The 24038-nt window shown below is 72.8% G+C and carries 20 protein-coding genes, 2 tRNA genes and 1 pseudogene; 5 read left to right on the top strand and 18 right to left on the bottom strand.

Features of this window, described 5'->3' with window-relative positions:
* Window positions 1-386 precede the first annotated feature (386 nt).
* On the top strand, window positions 387-935 hold the full coding sequence (locus ACFQSB_RS26350; protein WP_354849717.1) for an EF-hand domain-containing protein: 549 nt from the start codon (window positions 387-389) through the stop codon (window positions 933-935).
* 137 nt (window positions 936-1072) lie between these two features.
* Here the strand turns inward: ACFQSB_RS26350 and ACFQSB_RS26345 are convergent, their stop codons facing one another.
* The gene (locus ACFQSB_RS26345) at window positions 1073-2599 is read right to left on the bottom strand and encodes a vWA domain-containing protein (RefSeq protein WP_380829624.1); all 1527 of its coding nucleotides are present in this window, start codon (window positions 2597-2599) and stop codon (window positions 1073-1075) included.
* Window positions 2600-2796: 197 nt separating this feature from the next.
* On the bottom strand, window positions 2797-3450 hold the full coding sequence (locus ACFQSB_RS26340) for a class I SAM-dependent DNA methyltransferase (protein WP_354849711.1): 654 nt from the start codon (window positions 3448-3450) through the stop codon (window positions 2797-2799).
* A gap of 408 nt (window positions 3451-3858) precedes the next feature.
* Here ACFQSB_RS26340 and ACFQSB_RS26335 point away from each other — a divergent pair, with 408 nt between their 5' ends.
* Window positions 3859-5268, top strand: coding sequence for a cellulose binding domain-containing protein (locus ACFQSB_RS26335; protein ID WP_380829623.1), 1410 nt, complete (start codon window positions 3859-3861; stop codon window positions 5266-5268).
* Window positions 5269-5364: 96 nt separating this feature from the next.
* Here the strand turns inward: ACFQSB_RS26335 and ACFQSB_RS26330 are convergent, their stop codons facing one another.
* The 7 genes from ACFQSB_RS26330 to ACFQSB_RS26300 all read right to left on the bottom strand — a co-directional run bounded on the left by ACFQSB_RS26330 (window position 5365) and on the right by ACFQSB_RS26300 (window position 12167).
* On the bottom strand, window positions 5365-6186 hold the full coding sequence (locus ACFQSB_RS26330) for a GNAT family N-acetyltransferase (protein WP_380829622.1): 822 nt from the start codon (window positions 6184-6186) through the stop codon (window positions 5365-5367).
* A 51-nt stretch (window positions 6187-6237) separates the two neighbouring features.
* On the bottom strand, window positions 6238-6912 hold the full coding sequence (locus ACFQSB_RS26325) for a GntR family transcriptional regulator (RefSeq protein WP_380829621.1): 675 nt from the start codon (window positions 6910-6912) through the stop codon (window positions 6238-6240).
* 106 nt (window positions 6913-7018) lie between these two features.
* Window positions 7019-7091: transfer RNA gene (locus ACFQSB_RS26320), tRNA-Ala, on the bottom strand.
* A 191-nt stretch (window positions 7092-7282) separates the two neighbouring features.
* Window positions 7283-8509, bottom strand: coding sequence for a CynX/NimT family MFS transporter (locus tag ACFQSB_RS26315; protein ID WP_380829620.1), 1227 nt, complete (start codon window positions 8507-8509; stop codon window positions 7283-7285).
* Between the two features lie 202 nt (window positions 8510-8711).
* Window positions 8712-9482, bottom strand: coding sequence for an SRPBCC family protein (locus ACFQSB_RS26310; protein WP_380829619.1), 771 nt, complete (start codon window positions 9480-9482; stop codon window positions 8712-8714).
* 180 nt (window positions 9483-9662) lie between these two features.
* Window positions 9663-10529, bottom strand: coding sequence for a COG1361 family protein (locus ACFQSB_RS26305; protein WP_380829618.1), 867 nt, complete (start codon window positions 10527-10529; stop codon window positions 9663-9665).
* A gap of 351 nt (window positions 10530-10880) precedes the next feature.
* Window positions 10881-12167 carry an MFS transporter gene (locus ACFQSB_RS26300; protein ID WP_380829617.1) on the bottom strand — a complete coding sequence of 429 codons (1287 nt, stop codon included), beginning with the start codon at window positions 12165-12167 and terminating at the stop codon, window positions 10881-10883.
* Between the two features lie 99 nt (window positions 12168-12266).
* Between ACFQSB_RS26300 and ACFQSB_RS26295 the strand changes: the two genes are divergently transcribed.
* Complete coding sequence (locus ACFQSB_RS26295; RefSeq protein WP_380829616.1) at window positions 12267-13139, top strand: DUF5937 family protein; 873 nt, start codon at window positions 12267-12269, stop codon at window positions 13137-13139.
* Between the two features lie 691 nt (window positions 13140-13830).
* On the opposite strand, the gene ACFQSB_RS26290 is transcribed toward ACFQSB_RS26295, so the two are convergent.
* The 4 genes from ACFQSB_RS26290 to ACFQSB_RS26275 all read right to left on the bottom strand — a co-directional run bounded on the left by ACFQSB_RS26290 (window position 13831) and on the right by ACFQSB_RS26275 (window position 17836).
* Window positions 13831-14643, bottom strand: a complete 813-nt coding sequence (locus ACFQSB_RS26290; RefSeq protein WP_380829615.1) for a hypothetical protein — start codon at window positions 14641-14643, stop codon at window positions 13831-13833.
* A 131-nt stretch (window positions 14644-14774) separates the two neighbouring features.
* Window positions 14775-16046, bottom strand: a complete 1272-nt coding sequence (locus tag ACFQSB_RS26285; protein ID WP_354917394.1) for a D-arabinono-1,4-lactone oxidase — start codon at window positions 16044-16046, stop codon at window positions 14775-14777.
* A 195-nt stretch (window positions 16047-16241) separates the two neighbouring features.
* The gene (locus ACFQSB_RS26280; RefSeq protein WP_354849677.1) at window positions 16242-16799 is read right to left on the bottom strand and encodes a GNAT family N-acetyltransferase; all 558 of its coding nucleotides are present in this window, start codon (window positions 16797-16799) and stop codon (window positions 16242-16244) included.
* A 119-nt stretch (window positions 16800-16918) separates the two neighbouring features.
* Complete coding sequence (locus tag ACFQSB_RS26275) at window positions 16919-17836, bottom strand: LysR substrate-binding domain-containing protein (RefSeq protein ID WP_380829614.1); 918 nt, start codon at window positions 17834-17836, stop codon at window positions 16919-16921.
* Window positions 17837-18097: 261 nt separating this feature from the next.
* Here ACFQSB_RS26275 and ACFQSB_RS26270 point away from each other — a divergent pair, with 261 nt between their 5' ends.
* Entirely contained in the window at window positions 18098-19627 is a 1530-nt protein-coding gene (locus ACFQSB_RS26270) for an MFS transporter (protein ID WP_380829613.1), read from the top strand.
* Window positions 19628-19711: 84 nt separating this feature from the next.
* Here ACFQSB_RS26270 and ACFQSB_RS26265 read toward each other — a convergent pair.
* The 4 genes from ACFQSB_RS26265 to nadD form a co-directional block, all read right to left on the bottom strand.
* Window positions 19712-19784, bottom strand: a tRNA-Ala gene (locus tag ACFQSB_RS26265).
* A 124-nt stretch (window positions 19785-19908) separates the two neighbouring features.
* A complete protein-coding gene (locus ACFQSB_RS26260) occupies window positions 19909-20565 on the bottom strand; it encodes a histidine phosphatase family protein (RefSeq protein WP_354917385.1) in 657 nt (218 codons plus the stop codon).
* Window positions 20558-20965, bottom strand: a complete 408-nt coding sequence (rsfS, locus tag ACFQSB_RS26255; protein WP_354849662.1) for a ribosome silencing factor — start codon at window positions 20963-20965, stop codon at window positions 20558-20560. Before rsfS ends, ACFQSB_RS26260 begins: the two co-directional genes overlap by 8 nt.
* A gap of 50 nt (window positions 20966-21015) precedes the next feature.
* Window positions 21016-21621 carry a nicotinate-nucleotide adenylyltransferase gene (gene nadD, locus ACFQSB_RS26250; protein WP_354849659.1) on the bottom strand — a complete coding sequence of 202 codons (606 nt, stop codon included), beginning with the start codon at window positions 21619-21621 and terminating at the stop codon, window positions 21016-21018.
* 139 nt (window positions 21622-21760) lie between these two features.
* On the opposite strand from nadD, the gene ACFQSB_RS26245 reads away from it, so the two are divergent.
* Window positions 21761-22777: a M48 family metallopeptidase gene (locus tag ACFQSB_RS26245; RefSeq protein WP_380829612.1), complete on the top strand. Its 1017-nt coding sequence runs from the start codon at window positions 21761-21763 to the stop codon at window positions 22775-22777.
* A gap of 182 nt (window positions 22778-22959) precedes the next feature.
* Here ACFQSB_RS26245 and ACFQSB_RS26240 read toward each other — a convergent pair.
* Window positions 22960-24038, bottom strand: a pseudogene (locus tag ACFQSB_RS26240) (serine/threonine protein kinase); the annotation flags it as partial.

Genomic DNA, 24038 nt, shown 5'->3' with positions numbered 1-24038 from the left:
CCTCCTTGCGGCGGCGCCGTGCCTCGCCAGTGTATCGGAATTCGCGACCCCGGCCGAACCGCCGGAGCGGGCACCGGCGGCTCCGGAGCGGCGCGCCGCCGCACCGGCGGTCCGCCCAGCAGGCACGTAGACGGCCACACACCCTCTGGCCTGCGGCGATGGCCACACGCAAGTGAGCGCCATCACGACTTGCGGCCAGTCGGTCACCGTATCGGAGGGGACGGTTTCCCGGCAGGACGATCGTCATGATCGGCCACTGACGAGGGCCCCGCTCATCCCGGCACCCGAGGCAGGGTTTCCCGGTCGGCAAGCTCACCCGCCTTGACAGCGACTCTTACTTAGGGTGACCATTAGTCGCCCTGCGTAATCGTCCGCTAGGAGCCGACATGCATCGCAGCCCCCACGCGCTCAACGCCGGATCCGCGTTCGACACCAGCGATGTCGATCAGGACGGCTACATCGACAAGGAGGACATGCGCCTCATCGGCCTGCACCTGGCCGACCGGCTCGGCCTGCCCGCCGATTCCCCCGCCCGCGCCGGCCTGCTGGCCGCCTACGCCCACGTCTGGGCCAACGTCGTGGCCGCGGTCGGCACCGACGACAACGGCCGCATCAGCCGGCAGCGGTACATCGAGTACGCCGTCTCCCCCACGCTCGACCGCACGCGGTTCATCGTGGCCATCGTCTGGCCCATCACCGACGCGCTGTGGGACGCGCTGGACGCCGACGGCGACCAGAGGCTCAGCATGCACGAGTACCTCCGCCTCTGGTCGGCCTACGACGTCGAGACGGCCGAAGCGCGCGAGGCGTTCATCCTGCTGGACACCGACGGCGACGGCCACCTCGGCAAGGACGAGTTCGCCCAGGCCATGTACGACTTCTACTTCAGTGACGACCCGCGCAAGGCCGCCATCCCGATCCTCGGCCGCTCCTGACCCCCGCTCACCCGCCTGAATCCCGCTCGACCCGGCCGCACCTCTCGCCCGCCGGAACCCGGCTCACCCCGAATCCCCGTCATCTCGGCCATCTCGGCCATCTCGGCCATCCCGGCCATCCCCGGCCTGGCTCGTGCTCATCGCAGTGAGCCGGCCCTGCGGATCAGTCCGGCCAGCTCCCTCACCATGGGGTCCTCGGTCGCCGCCGAGAGCCGCTCGGCGTGGCCCGCCAGCGTGCCGAGGTCCTCGGTGAACATCTCGTCCTCGGCATGCCTGAGCCGCTGGGCGAACGCCGCGACCACCGCGTCCACCTGCAGGCGCGGCGCCGCCGTCTCCCACAGGCGGTCCGACAGCCCGCCCACCTCCAGCGCGCGGCTGGCCTCGGCGGGCTCGCGGGTGTCGGGGTCCTGCCAGCGAACCGTTGCCACGGCGAGCTGCCCCGAGGTTCCCGGGCGCAGGCGCACCGCGTACAGCGCGGTGACCGCGTGGCCGGGCCCGACCTCGCCGCCGTCCTTGGTGTCGTCGCGGAAGTCCTCCGCGGCGAGCGCCCGGTTGTCGTATCCGAGCAGCCGGTAGGACTCGACGGTGGCCGGGTTGAACGCCACCTGCGCCTTGGCGTCGCGGGCCCGCAGGTCGAGGTTCGCCGGCAGACGCTCGACGAAGACCTCACGCGCCTCCTGCTGGGAGCCCACGTAGACGGCGGCGCCGTCGCCGTGGTCGGCGAGCTGCTCCATCAGCGTGTCGCCGTACTCGCGGCCGACGCCGACGCACAGCAGCGTGACGCGGCGCCCGGCGAACTCCTCGACCCGGTCGAGGATGCCCTGCCAGGTGGTGTCCCCGGTGTTGGCAAGGCCGTCGGACAGCAGGATGACCCGGTTGGTGGCGACCGGCCGGAAGGCGCGCGCCGCCTCCTCGTACCCGGTGACCAGCCCCGCCTGCAGGTCGGTCGATCCCTCGGTGGCGAGGGTGTCGATGGCGGCGTGCAGGTCGTGCCGCTCGCTCACCGGCGTCATGGAGAGGCGAACCTTGGCCTGGTCGCTGAAGGACACGATCGAGACCTGGTCGCCCGGGCCGAGCTGGTCCACCAGCGTGTGCAGGGCGTCGCGCACCAGGTCGAGCCGGCCGGGGTCGCCCATGGAGCCCGAGACGTCGACCACGAAGGTCAGGTTGGCGGGCCGGCGGGCGGCGGCGTCGGCGGTGCGGGTCTGCAGTCCGACCCGCAGCAGGGCGGTGCCTTCGGCGGCGCCCCTGGCCCCGTCGAGCCGGACCGCGAAGCCGTCGCCCGGCGGCTCGGGGTATCCCTGCCGGAAGGCGTTGACCCACTCCTCCGGCCGCACCTGCGCCGGGTCGGGCAGGCGTCCGGCGTTGATCGTGCCCCGCGCGTAGCCGTAGGAGGCGGTGTCGACGTCCAGCGCGAAGGTGGAGATCTTGTCCGGCGGCTCGGCCTGTCCGGTGGGCGCCGGCGGCGCGGTCGCGCCGGGCTCGTCGTTCGCGGCGGCGTTGCCCTGCCCGGACTGCCCGGATTGTCCGGACCCTTGCCCGGAGGTGGCGCCGCCGGGGCGGGACGGTTCGCGCGCCCCGGAGGTGTCGTTGGAGGTGCCGCCGCATGCTGAGACGAGCAGCACGAGCGCGGCCAGGACGCAGATGAGGATTCGTGACTTCACAGGAGGCCCCCTCTCGGTGTCACCTCCTACGACGGTCCCGCGGACGCCCGCGCCGGAGCCGTCACCCAAGCGTCGGCGAACCGTGCCCGCCGCGTGACCACCCGGCGGCGGCCGGGCACCCGCGATCCACACGGCGACCACGAACGGACGCCGAACGGATCATGAACGGACCATGAACGGACACCGCCGCCGGACGGTCAGAAGGTGTTCCTGCGGCAGTTCAGGAACAGCTGCATCTCCAGCGGCTCGTCCTCGGTCGCGGGGACGTAGGCCAGGTCCATCTGCTCGCGCACGCTGAACCCGGCCTCCTCGACGACGGCCCGCAGCGCGTAGCGGGCGTAGCCGGTCATCCGCAGCCAGGTGTCCAGGACGCGGATGGGGGCGTCGTCGATGTCCATCTCGACCATGCCGATGGCCAGCCAGCCGCCGGGGACGAGCAGGTGGTGCAGGCGCAGCAGGGTGGCCATGATCTCGTCGCGCCGCAGCATCGACAGGGAGAAGTAGGCCACGACGGCGTCGAACCGGCCGAGGCCGTCGTCGATGTCCACGACGTCCAGCCGGCGCAGGTCGGCCTCGGGCACGTTCCCGGCGGCGAGGGCCAGCATGACCGGCGAGATGTCGATGCCGGTCACCTCGCAGCCGGCGTCCACCAGTTGCCTCGCCGTGGGCAGACCGGTGCCGCAGCCGACGTCGAGCACCCGCGCGCCCGGGCGGAGCTTGCGGAGAATCCATTCGGCGGAGGCGATCTGGCCCCCCTTGTAGGGGAACGCCTCGTCGTACCGAGCGCCGATGCGGTCGAACGCGTCCGCCTGCGCGGCCCGGTGCGCCGGACGTGAGCGTCTCGCAGTCATCCATTCCACCCAACACTGAGCCGTCAACTTGTTTCTCATTAGATAGAGTGCCAACACTATGTAAGTCAAGACCAGTCAGGACATGAGTTGATGCAGTTAATGTGACAATTACCGCTCACAGCGCATTCAATGACTGTGCGACGCCGGCGGCCGGTTTCCGGCCCGGTCGAAGCCTTAATTCGCGCACGCCCTTCCCGGCCCACCAACGGGCGCGACGGGTACGCCCCCGGCTCGAGGGGTGGTGGAAGTTTCAGCCGCGAACGCCGGGGTCAGGGCGGCGACCTGCGAAACCCTCCGCCGCCGCCGACCGGCGTTGTCCCGCGTTTCCGCGCCGACTTAGGGTGACCCCGCCCCGCGTGGGAAGCCGGGCCGGCCGGTGTGGCCGGGCGACGGCGTGAGGAGGCGGCGATGAGGATTGTGTACCGCGCTCGACCGGCGGGAGCGGCACCCGGCGGCCGGAGGCGACCGTCCCGATCGCGCCTCGTCATCGCGGTGCTGCTGTCGGCCGTGGCCGTGTTCCAGCTCTCCGCGCGGGCGCTCGCGCTCGCCGATCCGCCCGCGCCGGTGACCGGCAACGCCACCTACTTCGACGCGCTGGGCGCCCCCTACGGGGGATGCGGGCTGCCGCAGTCGGTGCTGGAGAGTCAGGACTTCGTCGCGCTCAATGTGTACAACACCCCGGGCGACTACGGCTTCTACGCCCGCCCGCTGCCGCCGTCGATGGCCGACAAGATCGGCATGTGGGACAACGGCCGCAACTGCGGGCGCTGGGTGCAGGTCTCGATCGCCGACTACTGCACCGGGGTGAACGACGGCGCGCAGAGCCAGGCGTTCTGCCGCAACGGCTCGTGGGTGAGCGACGCCTACAACGGGGCCACGCTCACCATGCTGGTGGCCGACAGCTGCGGCGACACCAACGCCTGGTGCCGTGACGACCGCTACCACCTCGACCTCGCCAAGGACTCGATCAACAGGTTCGCCAAGAACGGCGCCCCGGTCGGCGACCTGTACCCCAACCACTGGAACAACCGGCACGTCACCTGGTCGTTCGTCCCCGCACCCGGGTACACCGGTGACATCCAGATCGGGTTCATCCAGGGCGCGCAGCGCTACTGGCCGGCGATAGCGGTGTCCCGCCTGCCGAACGGGCTGCACGGGGTGGAGTACCAGGTGGGCGGCGCCTGGCAGCAGGCCCAGATGAACGGCGACATGGGGCAGTCGTACATCATCGCCCCGACCGAGACCGGCGGGACGCGGTACCGGATCAGAGCGCGCGACGCCTCGGACGCGCCGGTCAACGCGGGCCGGGTGTACGAGTTCTCGCTGCCCTCGGCGTGCTCGCCGTGCGGCGCGGCCTACACCAAGGTCACCTACACCACCGACACCTCGACGCCCACGCCCACTCCCTCGGCCACGCCGACGCCGACGCCCACCGCGACGCCGACGCGCACGCCCACTCCCACCCCGTCGGCGACCCCGACGCCCACTCCTACGCCCACGCCCACGTCCTGCACGGCCCGGTACGCCACGCAGAGCCAGTGGCCGGGCGGGTTCACCGGGCAGATCTCGGTGACCAACGGCGGCCCGCCGCTGTCGAACTGGACGATCACCTTCACCGTGCCGGCCGGCGTCACGGTCGCCTCGGGCTGGAACGGCACCTGGACGCAGTCGGGCAGCACGGTGACCGTGAAGAACACCTCGTGGAACGGATCGGTCGGCACCGGAGGGATCATCACGCTGGGCTTCAACGGCACCACCACGGGCTCCGCCGCCCCGGGCGCGACGGCGTTCACCCTCAACGGCTCCCCCTGCGCCTGACCACGCCCGCCGTCACCCGGACGCGCCCGCCGTCACATCGAACGGCGGGCGCGTCCGCGCGTCACCCGCCGTCGCTCGCAGCGGCGGGCGGGCACGTCACGACCGGGCGGCCAGCGTGATGGCGGCGTAGTCGGCGACCGGCTCGTAGCCGAGCGCCTGGTAGACGGAGTTCGACGTCGGATTGGCCAGGTCGGTGAACAGCAGCAGCAGGTCGGCCCCGGCCTCCTGTGCCACGCGGCTCGCGCCGTGGGTCACCACCGAGCCGTAGCCGCGCCTGCGGAACTCCGGCGGGGTGTACACCGGGCCGATGCGCGACATTCCGATGATCGGTCGCGAGAAGCCCGCCATGGCGACCGGCCGGCCGGCCTCCTCCGCCAGGACGAACTCGCCCTGGCCGACGCGGTGCTTGACCTGCGCCGCCGGGTCGTCGTGGCCGATCTCGGGCTCGGCCTCGGCGAGGAACTCGCGCATCCACTGGGTGATCAGCTCGACGTCGCGCTCGCCGGCGACGCGGGCGGCGCCCTCGCGCGACGGCGGGCGCAGGGCGCCCAGCCGGTAGAGCCGCATCGACACGCGGGCGGTCTCGGCGCGGCCGGACGCGGCGGCGAACGCCTCGGTCTGGCGCAGCGGCCCGTTGACGCCGGTGGCCTCGCGCTCGCCCAGCTCGCGGGCGAGCGGGGCCACGGTGTCGAGCGGGATGTCGCCGAGCAGCAGGGGGCTCGGCGGGGTGTGGAGCATCGCCGCGCGCACCTCGCCGCCGGAGGTGAACCAGCCGAGCAGCGGATCGTCCTGCCACAGGCCGTGCCGCATGCGGCCGAGCACGGTCAGCGGGACCGTGTTGCGGACCGGATCGCGGCGCAGCCACGCCTCGGCCGCGCCCGGGAACTCGTCAAGGGACGCCGTGAACCTCCACACCATGCGGGACAGTGTGCCAACGAGCACCCCGATCGGGCGAGCCGTTTTCCCCGGTCAGAACTCGTCGGCGCCCGCGACCTGACGGACGGGGAACACATGGCGGGACGCGGCGCACACGGTCTCGAGGACGTGGACGGGAGTGTCGTCGGTGGAGTACCCGGCCCGCAGGATGCGCACGACCCACTCCCCCGGCGGCAGGAGCAGCGTCTCGCGCTCGAAGACGGTGGGCTCGCGGGCGATGAGCTCCTCCTCGGCGTGGCCGAAGCGGTGGCCGAGGGCCTCGATGCCCGCCTGCAGGCTGGGCAGGACGAAGCCCGGCGCGGCGAGCGGCGTGCCGCCGAACAGGTCGAGGCGGAAGTAGCTGGTGGCGATGCGCACGGGAACCTCGTCGGCCAGCAGCAGCTTGCGCCGCGCCAGCACCTCGGCGCCGGGCCGCACGCGCAGCGCCTCGGCGACGCGCTCACCCGCGGGCTCGGGGCCGACGTGGAGCATGCGCCGGTCGGCGCGGACGCCCTGCCGCTCGGCCTCGGCCACGAACAGGGAGGCCGACCCGCGGTCGGCGGGCTCGCTCGGCAGCGCACGGCGCACGACCACCTGGGGGACGCCCGCTTCGCGGTGATCGCCGGCCATGCCCGGAGCGGCCGCCTCACGGGGGTCGCCGCTCTCGCGGCTCTCGCCGGGGCCGCCGGACGCCTCGCGGCCCGCGAGCGCCGCCGCGTCGAGTTCCACGCGAATCGCCTTTCCGATGTCGGCCGTGGCCACAGGGCGCCGTCTCTGCGATCGACGGCCGCCCACCACGTCTCGGGCGGTGATGCCACGCCCGTGTAACGCCAGGTGGAGCTATGGGGATTCGAACCCCAGACCTCCTCCATGCCATGGAGGCGCGCTACCAGCTGCGCCATAGCCCCTTGCGATGCGCCGACAGTCTATCGGAACCCGGCGGGGCCCGTGTACCGATGACCGCCGCCTCCGGCCGCGCGAGAGGCGGCCGTGGAGCGCAGGTCACGACATGGGGATGCCGACGCGTCGGGTAAGACCGTTGAGATGTTCGAGCGGAACCACCGCGTGCTTGCCGAGCGAGCCGGGTTCGCCGGCCCGGTCAGGCGGGCTCGTCCTCCAGGTAGCGGTCGCCCGCGGCGTACCAGCCGGTGAGGATGTGCGCCGCGACCACGGCGAACAGCAGGGTGAAGGGCAGCGTCCACCCGCCGGTGGCCGAGTACAGCACGCCCACGGCGAGCGGCCCGGCGCCGGCGATGAGGTACCCGACGCTCTGCGCGAAGGCCGACAGCGCCTGGGTCGCCTCCGCGGTGCGGGTGCGCAGGGCGAACAGCGTCAGGGCCAGCGGGAACGAGCCCATCGCCACGCCGGTCAGCATCACGAAGACCCACAGCGCCGAGACCGGCGCCCACAGCATGCCGCTCAGGCCGACGAGGTACAGCAGGCCGAGGCCGGCGACCATGGGACGGCGGCCGGTCACCCGTGCGGCCAGGACGGGCACGGCCAGCGAGACCGGGATGCCGAGCGCGGTGAAGACCGCCATGCTGAGCCCGGCCTGACTATCGGTGTATCCGCGGTCCTGCAGGAGCTGCGGCAGCCAGCCGAACATCACGTACGCCACCAGCGACTGGGTGCCGAAGTACCCGGTCACCGCCCAGGCCAGCCGGTTGCGCACCAGCGCCCGCGTCCCGGCCCTCTCTCGCCCGCTGAACCGCTCCGGCTCACTGCGCGACAGCGCAAGCCACGGAATGGCGGCCACAGCGGCGAGTGCCGCCCATACACCGAGGGCGACGTGCCAGTCACCGGCGGCCCGTTCGATGGGGACCGTCGCGGCGGCGGCGAGCATGGTGCCGACGGCCAGTGCCGTCGCGTACACAGTGGTCATGGTGGCGGCGCGCTGCGGGAAGTGCCGCTTGATCAGCGCCGGGATCAGCACGTTGCCGATCGCGCCCCCCGAGAGCGCCACCACGCTCGCCGCGAGGAACACGACGCTGGAACCGGTCATGACCCGCGCGAGCAACCCGGTGCCGAGGAGCAGCAGCGCCCCCAGCAGCAGGCGGTGCTCGCCGAGGCGCCGCGCCAGCCAGGGCGTAACCGAGCCGAACACGGCGAAGCAGAGCACCGGCAGGGTGGTCAGCAGGCCGGCGACGACCCCGGACATGCCGAGAGCGCCGCTGACCTGGTCCAGGACCGGCCCCAGGCTGGTGACCGCGGTGCGCAGGTTGAGCGCCGCGAGCACCAGGCCAAGACCCACCAGCCATGACAGCCGTACCCGCGGCCGGCGGTGCGACGCGGCGGTGGCGGACGGGGCGGTGGTGAGCACGCTCATGGCGGGGACTGGTCTCCGTTGGTCGATCAATACATCGAATCATGGGATGACTGGATGTCATTGATGTTAACAGACCCGCAGACTGTCCGCTTTGCCGGGGTGACACCCCCGCTATGGCCGCCCTTGGCGTCATGTCGACGTGCCCGTCCGGCGGCATGAAGAAGGGGGCGAGCCGCCGCCCGCCCCCTCCTCCTCGCGCGCGTCAGCCCAGGCGCTCGGGGCGCTCGGGCGCCAGCGGCGGCTCCTCGTCCCAGCGAGGGGTGCCCTGCGGCGAGACCGGGCCGGTGCCCGGCGCGGGGAGCGGGGTCTCCGGCGGGTAGTCACGCTGGACCGGCTGCGGCGGCATCGGCTCGCCGTACGCGGCGCCCGTCCCCGCCATCGTGCCGGTGCCCGCCACCGGGTCGGCGCCCGTGGCCGTCCCGGCCGCCGGGGTCACCCCGGGCCCGGCCGTGGTGCCGGTGCTCGGCATCACATCGGCGTCCGGCGCCGTGCGCGCCGCCGCCGCGGAGTCGCCGCCGATCGGCGAGGGCACCTCGCCGCGCCAGCCGCCGGTCTCGCGGCCCCGGGACTCGATGAACTGCTTGAAGCGCTCCAGGTCCCCGTGGACGCGCATGCGCACCAGCTGCAGCTTGTCTCCGACCGTCTCCACGACGCCCTCGGGCTCGAAGTCCATCCGGAGCATGACCCGGGTGCTCTCGGCGTCGAGCGGCTGGAAGGTCACCACGCCGCCCTGGCGGGGCTCATCCATGGACCGCCAGGCGACCACCTCGTCGGGGCGCTGTTCGGTGATCTCCGCCTCGAACTCACGGTGGACGCCGGCGACCTGGACGCTCCAGGCCAGGCGCGTGTCGTCGATCTGCTTGACCGACTCCACCCCTTCCATGAACTCGGGGAAGCTCTCGAACTGGGTCCACTGGTTGTAGGCCGTCCGGACGGGCACGGCCACGTCGACCGAATGCTCGATGGTGCTCATCGGCTTCCTCCCTTTTTGTGGGTTCGGAAACCTGCTCTGCCCATCAATGAAAGCGCTATTCGGACTTCGGTCCGGCAATACCGGGCCATGGGACGATCAACCACTGCACCAGGGGTGCCGGGCCGAAATTCCCGCGTCACCTCCGCCCGGCCGGTCACCGGGCGGAGGCGCCGCGGGCGATCAGTGGCAGTTCACCAGCACGATGGAAACGACCGTGCAGCGCACCTGGGCGGTGTCGTTGGCGGCCACCGGGTCGGTGGGGCTGGAGCTCGTGCGGGCGGCCGTGAAGGTGTAGGGCACGCCGATGTTCAGCAGCCCGACCGGCACCGAGAACTTCCTGGTCTGCGTGGCGCCCGGCGCGAGCGGGCCCACCGTGCAGTTGACCGCTCCCGAAACGGCGGCGCAGTCGCCGGGCGTGGCGCTGAGCCCGGGCGGCAGCGTCGTGGTGACCGTGGCCGTCTGCACCGTTCCGGGACCGTTGCCGGTGACGCCGACGGTGAACTCGATCTTCGGGACCAGCAGGGCGAGCTTGGGCGTCGCGGTCAGGCGCACGGCGGCGTCGGCCTGGTTCACGATGGTCAGGACCGGTCCGGTGACGATCTCGGAGGCGTAGTTCGAGCCGCCGAGCTGGCCCTGGAAGGTCTGGTCGCCGGCCGGCGCGTCGTCGGCGATGTCCAGGGTGAAGGCGACGGTCGCCGAGGCCCCGCCGGACAGCGCCCCGACCGGGGCCTGCACGCCGATGGGCCCGCCGGGGCCGGGAATGGTGGAGCACGGCCCGGCCGCGCCGTCGCATCCGGTCAGCACGGCGTAGGAGGGCAGGACACCGGGCGTGGTGAACAGCCTGGCGGTGGCGTTGAGCACCGTGAAGGCGTGGATGTTGGTGACCTTGACGGTGACCGTGACCGCGTCGCCGGTGTTGACCTGGGACGCCGACAGGGCCAGTTGCACCTCCGGCTCCTCGGCGGAGGCGGAGGTGGCGAACAGCGGGGACAGGACCATCGCGATGACCGTGAACGCGAAGGCGAGGGAGTGCCGGAGGGGTCTCATCGCAGCCTTTCCATCGAAGACCTGGACCATCCGACTATGGCCGTTCATAACCCCGTAGGAAGCGAATCGAGGTAATTATGTGACCACATATGGTGACCAATTGTGGACGCCTGCCACGGCCAACGCACCGCCGGTCCCAAGCGTCCAACACATTCGCCCCGAAGCGGCCGACTCACGGCAGCGGCCCGTCCGCCCATGCGGCAGTGGTGAGCCCGAAGGCGCGGACACGCCGCAGACCGCCTCAGCAGCAAGCGCTACTCCAGCTGCGGCGGGTAGCCGACGCCATCACTAGGTGGATCGCCCAAGCGCCCCGACGTGAGGTGCGCGAGAGGGAGCCGTCTGGGCCACCGATCAGCTGAGACCTTCCTCGGGCCATGCTTCACCTTCCTCCACGTCGCCGCCTACACCGGAGCGCGGGACGGGGAGCCGAACCGTGGCCGGGGACCGATCGTTCTCGGTGGCGACGGCGGAAGCGGACAGGAGCGTCGCGGCGGCGAGGCCGCCCCAGAGTGCGGCCTCGCCGTGGGAGGCGAGAGCGGTGATGACCGCCGGGGAGACGGCGAGGCCGAACCCCGTGGAGAGCTGGAAGCGCGCGAGGGCACGTCCCAGGACAGGGGCCGGAGCAAGGGCGGTGACGAGCGCGGTGGCGCTACCGGCGTAGATGATCTCACCGATGGTGCAGACCACGGCCACCATGTCGACGGCCGGGGCGCCCCAGCCGCGTCCCAGCGAGGTGGCCGCGAGGAAGCCGAGGTAGGAAGCGGTGAGTACCACGCCTGCGAGGGCCAGCACGGTCCGCCGGGAGAAGCGGGACATCAGGACGGTGACCGGAACCTGCAGGGTGACCACCAGCACCGTGTTGGCCACGAAGACGGCTGACGACCACACGGGTGATGCGTGCAACCGGGTCACCAGGACCAGGGGGACCGCGACTTCGAAGATGTTGAGGCAGAAGACATAGACCACGTTGGCGGCCAGCAGCGCGCGCATGCGAGGAGCGGGCCCGTCGTCCCTGCCCCTGGGCGGGGTGGCAGCCGGATGAGCGTGCACGTGGACCGACCACGCCAAGGCCGCCGCAACGAGATAGGCGAGCCCGGTGACGGCTGCCAGCGCCTGCAACGCGGTGGTGCCGCCGGTCAGGCAGGCGGCGGCAAGGAGCGCCCCCGCCCCCAGGCCGGCGTTGCGCAGGGCACGGCCTCCCGCGAGAGCGGCGTCCCGCTCGCGGCCGTGGGCGACCGTGGCCACGAGGGCTGCGTGGGCGGCCGGCCATGCCTGGTTGCCGATGCCGAGGAAGAGCGCCGCCGCCGCGAACAGCCAGACGTGGCCCGCCGGGGCGGCCGGCAGCAGCGCCACACCCAGGACCCGCACCGACATCGACGCCGCCACGACCGTGCTGCGTGCGCCCCGGTCCAGCCATCGGCCGACCGCGGGCATGCACACCAGACCCATGACGGCGCCGACCGTCATGGCGATACCGGTGGCCGACGCGGACAACCTCAGCACCGTCACCCCGTACAGCAGCAGAAAGGGCCGCAGCATGCCGGTGCCGAGCGCGTCCACGGTTAGGGCGACGGCATAGCGGGGGCCGCCGGAGGCACGGACGAGAGCGCGCGGCTGGATCTTGGTGGTGGTCGCCATGGCGCCAACGGTGCGTTCGGGCGCCGCGCTGGGCACGCCGGTTGACGGACACCGTCAATCGACGCGGCCGTCGGCCATGCGACCAGCGATGATGAGGGGATGACGTTGAGGATCGACATCAGCGGCCTGCCGTCCGGGCGACTGCGGTTCGCCGCCTCCCCGCTGGCCGAGCTGACCGCGATGCTCCACGTACTGGCCGAACCCGGGCATCACCCGCGGCTGGCCGCCTGGGCCGCGGACGTCTGGGCCGGGCAGCGGCCGGAGCTGGCCGAGCGGCTCAGGGAGGCGGAGTTCCTCTGGCGTTCCTCACGAGCCGACTTCCTGGTCCCCGCCCGGCCCCGGCCGAGCCTCGCCGAGGAGTTGGACGATGTGGACCGGATCGACGATGAGACCTACGTGACCGCCGCGCTCGTCACCACCTGCGGCAGCAACCGGGTCCGCTTCGGCGCGCCGTCGCCGCTCGCCGACGCGACGGCGCGCGAGCGGGCCCTGGACCTCGCCCAGGCCCGCGGCGCGCTCCAAGAGGCCTTCGCGGAACGGCTGCTCGCGGACCCGGCCGCCGTCCGGGCACGGGTGCGTCACACCCTCGAACAGTGCGCCGAGGCCTTCTTCGACGCCGCCTGGGCAGGCGTCGCCGTGCGACTGGCCACCGACCTGCGCCTGAAGCACGACCTGCTGAAGCGCCAGGGCATCGGGGCGGCACTCGCGTCGGTCTCCGGTGGCGAGAGCCTTGACCCGGCGGTCACCCGCGGTGGCCGAGAGGGCGTACCCGCCGGAGGCGCAGATGCCGAGCAGGCCGATGCGGTCCGGATCGACGTCGCCCCGGCCGGTGAGGAAGGAGACGGCGGCCTTGAGGTCCTCGACGCGCTGCGCGGGGTCCTCCAGGCCGCGAGGTTCGCCGCCGCTCTCGCCTTGGTAGGCCGCGTCGTAGGCGAGCGCGGTGAACCCCTTTCGGCCAGGAGCCGTGCGTAGAGGCCGGCAGCCTGCTCCTTCACACCGGTGCCGGGGTGGCCGACGACGATCGCCGGACGCGGCCCCTCGGGAGGGGTGTCGGGCATGTAGAGATGACCGGCGAGCGGGATGCCGGCGCTGTGGAAGGTGACGTCGATCTTCGCCATGGAACTCTCCGTTGAACGGTCAGCCGGCCCGGCACGGTGCCGGGCTCGTGTCCACGGTCGTCACAGTCCCGAGCAGCCGCGCCGCCGCCGGGTCCGTAACACTTCATGTCGGCTCCGGGGATCTTCTCGGTTGGCCTGTCGGGTCAGAGTCCCAGGTTGAGGAGTTGAGCGCAGAGGTCGTCCGCTTGCTGCTGTGATTCGGCGTAGAGGCCGATGAGCTTTTTCCGGTCGGGAACAGAGAGGAGGAGCCCGCCCAGCCCCCGCCGAGCCGGCGCCGCGGGCGGCGGGCGCCCGCGTCGTTCGGAAGTTGACACAGATGTCACCCGCGGCTCGCCAAGAGGAAACATCGCCCGAGGAGATTGATCACGAGGGCGAAGTCGCTTGTCTCCACGGGAAAGCCGTGTGGCGGCGCGTCCGCCTCCGAGGCCGGGGACGCCTCGGGAGGGCGGCCGCGTCGCCACACGCCGATACCTCGCACAGTTGGCTTCCCAGGATTCAGCCGCCTGGCCCTCCCCGCCCCCGGGCCGGTGAAGGACCCTCGCGGGCTAGCGCGCCAGTGACAGCAGCAGCGCGCCGCCGATGGCGAACCCGTAGCCGGCGGCGGCCAGGGCGAGGACCCGGGTGCGGCGCGGCTCGTCCCAGCGGGTGCGCCCCAGCAGCCAGGCCAGCGCCGGAAGCACCAGCACTCCGTGCAGGCTCACCCCGTGCACGGGCTTGAGGAAGCCGCCGACCTGGTAGGCGAGGTCGGGCCGGCCGGCGGCGACCAGGGTCATGCCACGGGCGATCATCGCGGCGCCCGAGGCCAGCCCGACGAGCAGGGTGAGGAACCCCGCGCGCAGCGCCAGTCGCATGCTCGCCGGCAGACCGGGGTCGCCGCGCAGGGCCTGGACCGAGAAGACGACCAGGACCGCCACCAGGATGACGCCCCCGGCCGCCAGCATCGTCGACACCAGGCCGTCCACGGTGGTCTCGCGGTTGAAGTGCGAGGGGACGTGCCGCCACGCCTGCAGGGTGATGCCGCCCACCTCGGCCGCACAGTCGGCGGCGAAGACCCCGAGCAGCACGGCACGCGAGCGCGGTCGCAGGCGCACGTACGAGGTCACCCAGGCGATCGTGATCAGGGTCAGCCCGAAGGACACGCCGAACGTCGCAGGCTTGCGCCAGGACACCGGCCCCTCCCAGGGACCGCCGAGGACGGCGAACACCCCGAGATGGAACACCCCCGCCGCCACCAGCACCACGCCCACGACGTGACAGACGCGCTCGGCGGCAGGGGCGTCGTCCCAGTGGGACGCCAGGACGGCGAGGCCCCGGCGGAGCGGCGAGGCCGGGCGGGCGCCCGCGGTGGCCGTGGTCATCACGGTTCCACCCTCCCGGCTGCCGCGGAGCCCCGCATCGTACGGCGGGCGGCGCTCGCCGTACGACCACGGGAGTACCCTCAGCGGGATCGACGGGGACCCGCCGCCACGGCGCCTGTGGAGCGTGGCCGTCAGGAGGCGTCGAGAAGATGGCGGGCGACGAAGTCGTTGGCGAACCTGCCGGTGGGGTCGTAGCGGCGGGCGAGCGCCTGGAAGTCGCCGAGGCGGGGGTAGCGCGACCGGAGCGTCTCAGGGTCGACGGTGAAGAGCTTGCCCCAATGGGGACGCGGGGCGTAGGGGGCCAGGCGGTCCTCGATGAGGCCGAGGACGGGCGTGACCGCGTCGGCGTCCTTGATCCAGGTGAAGTGGAAGGCCACGCTGTCGCGCTCGTGGAAGGGGCTGAGCCACTGCCGGTCGGCGGCGATGGTGCGGATCTCGGAGATCTGCAGCACGGGGGCGATGCGGTCGCTGATCGCCTCCAGGGCGTGCAGCGCGGCCACCGCGTCCCGGCGGGCGACCATGTACTCCGACTGCAGTTCCTCGCCGCTGCTCGGGGTGAAGTCGGGGCGGAAGTGCGGCAGCCGCTCGAACCACGGTCCGGGGACGCCCATCTGCTCGGTGCAGTGGACGGCCGGCATGCCGGGCACCGGGTGCCTGGGCCCGTCGGCCGGGGTGGCGCCGAACAGATCGGGGACGGGCGCGGGACCGGTGGCCTGGTCCAGGCGCTCCTTGACCCACACCTGGCCGATGCGCGAGGTGCGCCAGTCGGTGAACATGCTGACGCTGTAGGCGCGCGAGACCAGGTCCTCGAAGTGGTCGTCCAGCGCCTCGACGGGCAGCCCCTCGTAGACGTACTGCCGCACTTCGAAGGCGGGGACGATGTCGAGGGTCAGGCCGACGACGGCCCCGAGGGCGCCGAGCGCCACGACGGCGCCGTCGAACTCCTCCCCGTCCCGGTCGCGGCTCAGCGTCACCAGGTCGCCGTCGGCGGTGACCATCTTCACCGCCGACACGGCCGTCGCGAGGCTGCCGTTTCCGACGCCGGACCCGTGGGTCGCCGTGGCGCAGGAGCCGGCGACCGAGATGTGCGGCAGCGACGCCATGTTGGGGACCGCGTACCCCTTGTCGTGCAGGCGCCGCCCGAGCTCGGCGTACCGCACGCTGCCGGAGACGTGCACGGCCGCCGAGGCGGTGTCGATCTCCACGACCTGCGGCAGCCCGTCCAGCGAGACCAGGGCGCCCGGCGAGTCGGCGACGCGGTTGAACGAGTGCCCGCTTCCGAGCACCCGCACCTTGGCGCTTCCCGCGATCAGGCCGCGCAGCTCGTCCAGCGACGAGGGGGCGTCGAGACGCTCCGCCGCGAAAGTGATATTACGTGCCCAATTAGTCAGCTTCTGCGTCAACTGCGGCCCCCCTCGGCTTTCACGGCAAGTGCTCCATTTGACCGCTGAATGGCACTCTAGACGTAAGGGATCCATCCGGGGAGGCCGCCTGCCCGGCACGGCGTCGGCGCGCCCGCCGCGACGGGCGCCCGACGACCCCGGCCACGGCGGACGCGGCAGAGGCCGCCGGCCGGGCAGGAGTGCGGGAGCCGGGCGTCACGCGCCGCGGCGGGCGGCCCAGTCGGGAGCCAGGACGGACATCACGATCGCGTCGTGCCAGGCTCCGTCCCAGCGCAGCGCGTCGCGCAGCACGCCCTCCTCCACGAAGCCCGCCTTGCGGTACACGTGCCGGGCCCGCTCGTTGAAGTCGAAGACCTCGAGCGAGACCCGGTGCAGCCCCACCGTGGCGAAGACGTGCGCGAGGACCAGCTCTATCGCCTCGGAGCCGTAGCCGCGGCCGAAGACCCGCGGCCCGGCCAGGGCGATGCGCATGCCGCAGGACAGGTTGTCGGCGTCCAGGTCGTTCAACACGATCTCACCGACGTAGTCGCCCTCCTTGACGTCGCAGATGGCGAGGTCGAGCCGATTGTCCTGCTCACCCCGGGTGGAGTACCACTTCTCGATCGCCGCACGGGTGGGCTTCCCGTGCGAGCCCGTCAGGCGCACGGTCTCGGGATCGTTGACGAGTTCCCACAGGCCCTCGACGTGCTCGGGACCGGCCGGGCGAAGCACGACGCGCTCACCGGTCAACGTGGGCTTGCTGGCGAATGTCACCCGCCAGTGCTACCAGCCGCGCACCGGCCGGGACAACCGCTTTCGCGCCCGGCACGCCGCCCGGGCCGACTCGCGCCCGGCCCACCGCCGGGCGGCCCCGCGGCCGGCCGCCCCCTGTCTCACCCGGCCCCGCCCGGCTCACGGCCGGGCGCCCGCCCCCGGCCGGCCCCGAACGCTCGGTGGGCGTGCACCAGCAGCTCACGCGCCGCGGGGCCGTGGGTGTCCTTCCACACCAGGGCGAGCAGGGCCGGTGTCTCGACGTCGTCGATGGGCAGCGCGGTGAGGTCCCGGTGGCCGCCCACCATCGAGTCGCACAGGACGGCGACCCCCAGCCCGCGGCCGGCGAGGTCGGCGATGGCGTCGGCGGCGCTGGCCTGCAAGGCGATCAGCGGCCGGAGGTTCCGCGCCGCGCAGGCCTGGTCGAAGACCGTGCGCAGGCCGGTGCCGGGCGGCATGCAGATGATCGGCAGGTCCACCAGGTCGCGCAGCGTGACCCGGGGCAGGGACGCCAGGGGGTGACCGGCCTGGACCACCGCGACGAGGCGCTCGCTGATGATCGTGAGCGCGCCCAGCCCTTCGGGGGTGGCGGTCGCGGTGCCGATCAGGGCCAGGTCGACGGTGCCGGCGCGCACGCCCTCGACGAGCCGGTCGGAGTTGTCCTCCAGCAGCGAGATCTCCACGCCGGGATGCGCCCGGTGGAAGGCGGCGAGGGCGTCGAACAGGGGCGTGATGGTGCAGCCGATGACCATGCCGACCGTCAGCCGCCCCCGGATCAGGTCGGTCACCTCGCCGACCGCCTGGCCGAGCGCTCCGGCGGCGGCGAGCGCCGCCCGGGCGTGCTCCAGCGCGGCCTTCCCCGCGACCGTGAGGGTGGCCGACCGCGCGGACCGGTCGAACAGCTCGGCGCCGAGCTCCCGTTCGAGCTGCCGGATCTGGGCGCTGACGCCGGACTGGCTGATGTGCACCCGCTCGGCGGCGCGGGTGAAGTTGCGCTCCTCGGCGACGGCGACGAAGTATTCCAGCTGCCGCAGTTCCATGACTGTTGATTCTAGCTTCTAGCAGATCCATCTGTTGGACTTCTGACCGCGGTGCCCGCAACCTGGGACACGTCCGAGCCCGACGCCAGGAGGAAGATCCATGACGGAGTACGAGAAGGCCATGTATCGCCCTCACCTCCACCGCGCCGAGGAACGGCGCCGCCGACCCGACGGCAGCCGGCTCCGCCTCCTCGACCAGCCCGAATTCGTTCCCCTCTCCCACTGAACCACCCTCGACACCACGAAGGAACAGGTATCGACATGCGCAAGTGGCTGCCGCTGATCACGGTCTGCCTGGGCACGTTCATGCTGCTGATCGACGTCACGATCGTGAACGTGGCCTTGCCGGACATGGTGGGCGACCTCGGCGCGTCGTTCGGGGCGCTGCAATGGGTCGTGGACGCCTACGCCCTCGCGCTGGCCGCGCTCCTGCTCGGCGCGGGGTCGATCGCCGATCTCGCCGGGCACCGCCGCGCCTACATCGCCGGGCTCGCCCTCTTCGCGATCTCGTCGGCCGCGTGCGGCCTGTCCCCCGGCACCGGCGTGCTGATCGCCGCCCGCACCGTGCAGGGCATCGGCGCGGCCGCCATGTTCGCCACCACGTTCGCGCTGCTCAACAGCGCCTACACCGGGCGCGACCGCGGCAGCGCGTACGGCGTGTGGGGCGCGGTGGCGGGGGCCTCGGCCGCGGTGGGCCCGATCCTCGGCGGCCTGCTCACCGAGGGCGTCTCCTGGCGCTGGATCTTCTTCGTCAACCTGCCGGTCTGTGCCGTCGCGATCGTGCTCTGCGTCAGAGCGCTCGCCGGCGCGAACGCGCCCGCCCGAGGCCGGGTCGACGTCCTGGGCATCGCGAGCTTCAGCGCCGCGGCCGCCTGTGGCACCTACGCGCTGATCCGCGCGAACGAGGAGGGCTGGTCCGACGCCGCGGTCTGGTGGCTCCTGGTCCTGGCGGCGGCGTTGCTGGCCGTGTTCGCCGTCTTCGAGGCGCGCTCACGCCACCCGATGTTCGACCTGAGGCTGCTGCGCGACCGCTCGTTCGCGGGCGTCCTGCTCGCCGGAGCGCTGATGACGTTCGCGGCCTTCGCCCCCTTCACCTACACCTCGATCTGGCTGCAGTCGGTGCTCGGACTGACCCCCATCGGCGCGGGGCTCACCGGACTGCCGATGTCGGTCATGTCGTTCATCGTCTCGGCGCTGCTGGGACGGGCGCTGCACGGCCGGCGGCCGGACCTGGTGATCGGCGCGGGACTGCTGTTCGTCGGCCTCGGCTGCCTGCTCGCCGCCGCGCTCGTGCACGGTGCGGCCGGCTGGACGGCGCTGCTGCCCGGCTTCGCCGTGATCGGCGTCGGGGTCGGCCTGGCGACGCCGATCCTCGGCTCGGTGTCCATGTCGCTCGTCCCGCCCGAGCGGGGCGGAATGGCCGCCGGCGCGGTCAACACCACCCGCCAGCTCGGCTTCGCCCTGGGCATCGCCGCCCTCGGCAGCGTCTTCGCCGCCCGCGCCCAGACCGGCCTGTCCGAGCACGGCCTCCCGCAGGCCGCCCGACTCGCCCGGGGCATCGCCGGCGGGCAGACGCCCGCGCTGCTGGCCGCCGTGCCGCCCGCCGCGCGCCAGGCGCTGGACGACGCGGCGCACGCCGCGGCCGTGTCGGGCGTCCAGGCCACCTACGCCGTAGGCGGGGCCGCCGGTGTCCTCGCCGCCCTGCTGGTGGTCGTGCTCATGCGGCCGGCCCGGACGCCCGCCGCGCGTCAGGACGACCGGCCGCCCGTCGCGGAGCCGGCCCGCCGATAGGGCCCGGACGCGAAGATCCCGCCCGATCGTTGATCGGGCGGGATCTCGTCGCTTCCCTGGGACCATCCTGAGGACGGGCCCCGGTGGAGCTATGGGGATTCGAACCCCAGACCTCCTCCATGCCATGGAGGCGCGCTACCAGCTGCGCCATAGCCCCTGGTCACCGCTCGGGGTGTTCCCCTTGCGGCGCTCGGAGAGCATATAGCGACAACCCCCCGTTGACCTAATCGACACCTTCCCGCCGCCCGGACGCCGCGCGCCGCCGCGACCGGGCCGCGCGGTCAGATGGCGGCCGGAGCCGAGTCGGGACGGTCGTCGCTGCTGATCGGCTCGGGGAGCGTGCCGGCGTTGTGCTCCAGCAGGCGCCAGCCCTTGCGGCCCTCCTGCAGGACGGACCAGGAACAGTTGCTCAGGCCGCCCAGGATGGACCACAGCTCCTCCGGCAGGCCGAGCAGCCGCGCCAGCCCCAGGCGGATGGCCGCGCCGTGGGAGGCGACGACGAGCAGGCCGCCCTCCTCCAGCCGGGCCACCCAGCGCCGGGTGGCGGCGGCCACGCGGTCGGCGACGTCGGTGACGGCCTCGCCGCCCGGCGCCTCCCACTCGGCGTACTGCACCGGCCAGCCCGCCGCGATCTCGGCGCGGGTGAGCCCCTCCCACTCGCCGCCGCCGCGCTCACGCAGGTCCTTGTCCACCAGGACGTCCAGCCCGGCGACCGTCCCGAGTGCGGCGGCGGTGTCCTGAGCCCGTCGCAGGTGCGAGGAGACGATCAGCGACGGGCGCAGCGACGCGAGCAGCGAGGCCGCCCGCTCGGCCTGGGCCACGCCGGTCTCGTCGAGCGGGATGTCGGTGTGCCCCTGGAAGCGCTGTTCGACGTTCCACAGCGTCTGGCCGTGGCGCCAGAACACGACGCGCCGGCCACCGCGCTTCCCCTCACTCACCTGCCGTCCCGCGGCCCCGCTGGGCCTGCACCCGCCGCACGCTCTCGGGCAGGGCGATGGACGGGCAGTCCTTCCACAGCCGCTCCAGGGCGTAGAAGGTGCGGTCCTCCTCGTGCTGCACGTGCACGACGATGTCCAGATAGTCCAGGAGCACCCAGCGTCCCTCCCGTTCGCCCTCGCGGCGGACGGGCTTGGCGTGGGCCTCGATGCGCAGCCGCTCCTCGATCTCGTCGACGATCGCGCGGACCTGGCGGTCGTTGGAGGCGGAGCAGAGCACGAAGGCGTCGGTGATGACCAGCTGGTCGCTCACGTCATAGGCGATGATGTCGTCCGCCAGTTTCTCGGCCGCCGCCTCGGCGGCGAGCTGGACGAGCTGGCGGGATCTCTCGGATGCTGTCACGATGCGGCTTGTTCCTCCTGTGAAGGGTACGAGGTCCAGCATTCCCATTATCAGGATGCCCGGTAAAGCCCCCGCTTGTTGATGTACTGAACAATCCCGTCGGGGACCAGGTACCAGATCGGTTCCCCGGCGGCCACCCGCTGCCGGCACTCCGAGGAAGAGATCGCGAGCGCCGGGATCTCGACGAGGCTGACCTTTCCCTCCGGGAGGCCCGGGTCCTGCAGGAGATGGCCCGGACGAGTACAGCCTACGAAATGCGCCATCGTGAAGAGCTCATCGACGTCGCGCCAGCTCAGAATCTGCGCCAGCGCGTCGGCGCCGGTGATGAAGTACAGCTCGGCGCCCGGCTCGTACATGGCCGCGATGTCGCGCAGAGTGTCGATCGTGAATGTCGGCCCCGGACGGTCGACGTCGATGCGGCTCACCGAGAAGCGAGGGTTGGACGCGGTCGCGATGACCGTCATCAGATAGCGGTCCTCCGCCGCCGACACCGTCTGCTCGGCCTTCTGCCACGGCCGGCCGGTCGGGACGAACACCACCTCGTCCAGGTTGAAGTGATGGGCGACCTCGCTGGCCGCGACGAGGTGGCCATGGTGGATCGGATCGAACGTCCCGCCCATGATGCCAAGCCGCCTGGTAGGGGCCCCATTTCTCATGCGAGGGACCCTAACGTGCCGCTCGGCCCCGCGGGGCTCCGGCCCCCCGGCGTCGCGGCGGCACCCGGGCGCCCCGCCGGGGCAGGAAGCATCTTCCTGGGCCGCGCGCGGGCATCCGCCCCGACGTAGCATGCCGACCATGACCACCTCCACCCCGGATCGCAACCGTATCCAGCTGCCCGGCATCAGTTCCCGGGCCTACGAGCATCCAGCCGACCGGTCGGCTCTCGTGGCGATGCGCTCCCTGTCGGGCTTCGACTCGGTGCTCAAGCGCATGTCCGGCCTGTTCAGCGAGCGCCGTCTGCGGCTGATGTTCCTCGGCTCCTCGGTGCGGGCCAGCGAGACCCAGTTCCGCGCCCTGTACGACATGGGTCGCGACAGCGCCTACATCCTCGACCTGCACCGCATCCCCGAGGTCTACGTCCAGCAGGACCCGCGGCCGAACGCCATGGCGATCGGCTTCGACGACCCGTTCATCGTGGTCAACACGGGCCTGCTCGACCTGATGGACGAGGAGGAGCTGCGGTTCGTCATCGGGCACGAGACCTCGCACATCCTGTCCGGCCACGCCGTCTACGGCACGATGCTGGCGATCCTGACCCGCCTGGCCACCCGCGTGGCGTGGATCCCGCTCGGGTACATCGGGCTGCGCATCATCGTCACCGCCCTGGAGGAGTGGCACCGCAAGGCCGAGCTGTCGGCCGACCGCGGCGGCATGCTCTGCGGGCAGGACCCCGAGGCCGCCATGCGCGCCCTGATGAAGCTCGCCGGCGGCTCCCGCCTGCACGAGATGAACATCGAGGCCTTCCTGGACCAGGCCCGCGAGTACGACACCGCCGGGGACGTGCGTGACGGCCTGCTGAAGGTGCTCAACCTGCTGGGCTCCACCCACCCGTTCGCGGTGATGCGCGTGGCCGAGCTCGACCGGTGGCGGCGGGACGGCGAGTACGAGACCATCCTGTCCGGCGACTACCCCCGCCGCGAGGACGACGCCAACGCCAAGGTCTCCGAGGAGGTCAAGGCGGCCGCCCGCTCCTACCGCGAGTCGTGGGCGCAGTCCCAGGACCCGTTCATCGGCGTCCTGCGCGACGTCGCCGAGGGCGCGGTCAACGCCGGCGAGCGCATCTTCAACCGGTTCGCCCGCCGGGACAACTGACCGGCGCCCGCGGTCCACGGCCGGCGGGCGAGCCGGCCGCGACCGGTCAGCGGCATCGGCCGGCACGCCGTCGAGCTGCGCACGGGGGCGGACGCGGTGCGCGCCGCCGCAGCTCACGGCCTTTCGTCCCGGCCGGCGGCCCATCCTGACGGGCCCGGGCCCGCCGGGCGGCCCGGTGTCCCTCAGAAGGCGTGCGGCAGCACCCAGGCCAGGACGCGGACGGCGGCGGCGCACACCGCGACGAAGCCGCCGAGGACGGCGAGCGCCCGCAGCCCTTCCCTGCGCAGGTCGGGCACGCGGACGCCGGCCCGCTCGACCTCGCTGCCGACGATGCCGCCGCACACGACGCCGAAGACCACCCCGGCCACGGTCATCGGGCCAGGCTGCGTCCACCATTCGCCCTCGATGCTCCCTCCGGCGGCCACCCAGAACGCCGAGGCGGCGATCGCGGAGGCGGGCACTCCCGGCCACACCGCCGCGCTGAGGATCGACCCGGTCAGGGTCACCGGGAAGCACACCACGCGCAGCGCTCCCCGCACTCTGGCCGACCTTCGGTTCCTGACCAGCCAGTGCCCGGTCCACCAGGCGCGGGCCAGCACGCACAGGGCCGCCGTGACGATGAACGTGGCCGGCGGCCAGATCACCGACACCACCACGCAGGGCACGGCCAGCATGGCCAGGACGATGAGCACGGCGCTGCCGGGCGGGGAGGAGATCGACGCGGCCGGCGCGGCGTCGGTCGCGAGCGCCGACTCCCTGACGTCCGCTGCGGCCCGCCGGACCCTGGCCATCGCCGTGGCCCCGCCGGCCCTGGTGCGGCGCTCGGCGGCCTCACCCCGCACCCGTCGCGCGGAAGCCTCGGCCTTCGCCCCCCGCTCCTGGCCGTCGGCCTTGGCCCGCCGACCGGCGTCGGCCTTACCTCGGCGCTCTACGGCGTCGGGCTTGGCCCGGCGGTCGGCGGCGGCGTCCGCCGCGGAGGCGCGGATCCGGGCGCGCTCCCCCGGCGTCTCCTCCTGAGCCCGGCCTGTGGCGGCGTCCTCGGGCCTGCTCCGGCCGCCCGCGGGACCATCGGCCTTCCCCCGGCCGGCGGCGGCGTCGGGCTTCGCCCGCCCGGCGGCCGGGCCGTCGGCCTTGGCACGGACGACCGGCGGTCCGTCCGCCTTCGCGCGGACGGCCGCGGGACCCTCCGGCCGCGCGCGTGCGGCAGTGGCGCCCTCGGGTTTCGGCCGGGCGACCGGCGGCGCGTCGGCGGCCTTGGCCC

This window comes from Sphaerisporangium rhizosphaerae (assembly GCF_042665155.1).
GTDB lineage: Bacteria > Actinomycetota > Actinomycetes > Streptosporangiales > Streptosporangiaceae > Sphaerisporangium > Sphaerisporangium rhizosphaerae.
The sequence above is the reverse complement of the archived record's forward strand: the minus strand, read 5'-3'. Positions and strand labels throughout refer to the sequence as shown.

Bases quoted from the DNA above. Each gene is read 5' to 3' on its own strand.
- ACFQSB_RS26330 (WP_380829622.1), bottom strand. From the start codon at position 6,186: ATGGTGTGGAGGTTCACGGCGTCCCTTGACGAGTTCCCGGGCGCGGCC.
- ACFQSB_RS26310 (WP_380829619.1), bottom strand. From the start codon at position 9,482: ATGAGCACCATCGAGCATTCGGTCGACGTGGCCGTGCCCGTCCGGACG.
- ACFQSB_RS26270 (WP_380829613.1), top strand. From the start codon at position 18,098: ATGCGCAAGTGGCTGCCGCTGATCACGGTCTGCCTGGGCACGTTCATG.
- ACFQSB_RS26340 (WP_354849711.1), bottom strand. From the start codon at position 3,450: ATGACTGCGAGACGCTCACGTCCGGCGCACCGGGCCGCGCAGGCGGAC.
- ACFQSB_RS26300 (WP_380829617.1), bottom strand. From the start codon at position 12,167: ATGGCGACCACCACCAAGATCCAGCCGCGCGCTCTCGTCCGTGCCTCC.
- nadD (WP_354849659.1), bottom strand. From the start codon at position 21,621: ATGAGAAATGGGGCCCCTACCAGGCGGCTTGGCATCATGGGCGGGACG.
- ACFQSB_RS26335 (WP_380829623.1), top strand. From the start codon at position 3,859: ATGAGGATTGTGTACCGCGCTCGACCGGCGGGAGCGGCACCCGGCGGC.
- ACFQSB_RS26305 (WP_380829618.1), bottom strand. From the start codon at position 10,529: ATGAGACCCCTCCGGCACTCCCTCGCCTTCGCGTTCACGGTCATCGCG.
- ACFQSB_RS26315 (WP_380829620.1), bottom strand. From the start codon at position 8,509: ATGAGCGTGCTCACCACCGCCCCGTCCGCCACCGCCGCGTCGCACCGC.
- ACFQSB_RS26290 (WP_380829615.1), bottom strand. From the start codon at position 14,643: ATGACCACGGCCACCGCGGGCGCCCGCCCGGCCTCGCCGCTCCGCCGG.
- ACFQSB_RS26350 (WP_354849717.1), top strand. From the start codon at position 387: ATGCATCGCAGCCCCCACGCGCTCAACGCCGGATCCGCGTTCGACACC.
- ACFQSB_RS26275 (WP_380829614.1), bottom strand. From the start codon at position 17,836: ATGGAACTGCGGCAGCTGGAATACTTCGTCGCCGTCGCCGAGGAGCGC.
- ACFQSB_RS26295 (WP_380829616.1), top strand. From the start codon at position 12,267: ATGACGTTGAGGATCGACATCAGCGGCCTGCCGTCCGGGCGACTGCGG.
- ACFQSB_RS26245 (WP_380829612.1), top strand. From the start codon at position 21,761: ATGACCACCTCCACCCCGGATCGCAACCGTATCCAGCTGCCCGGCATC.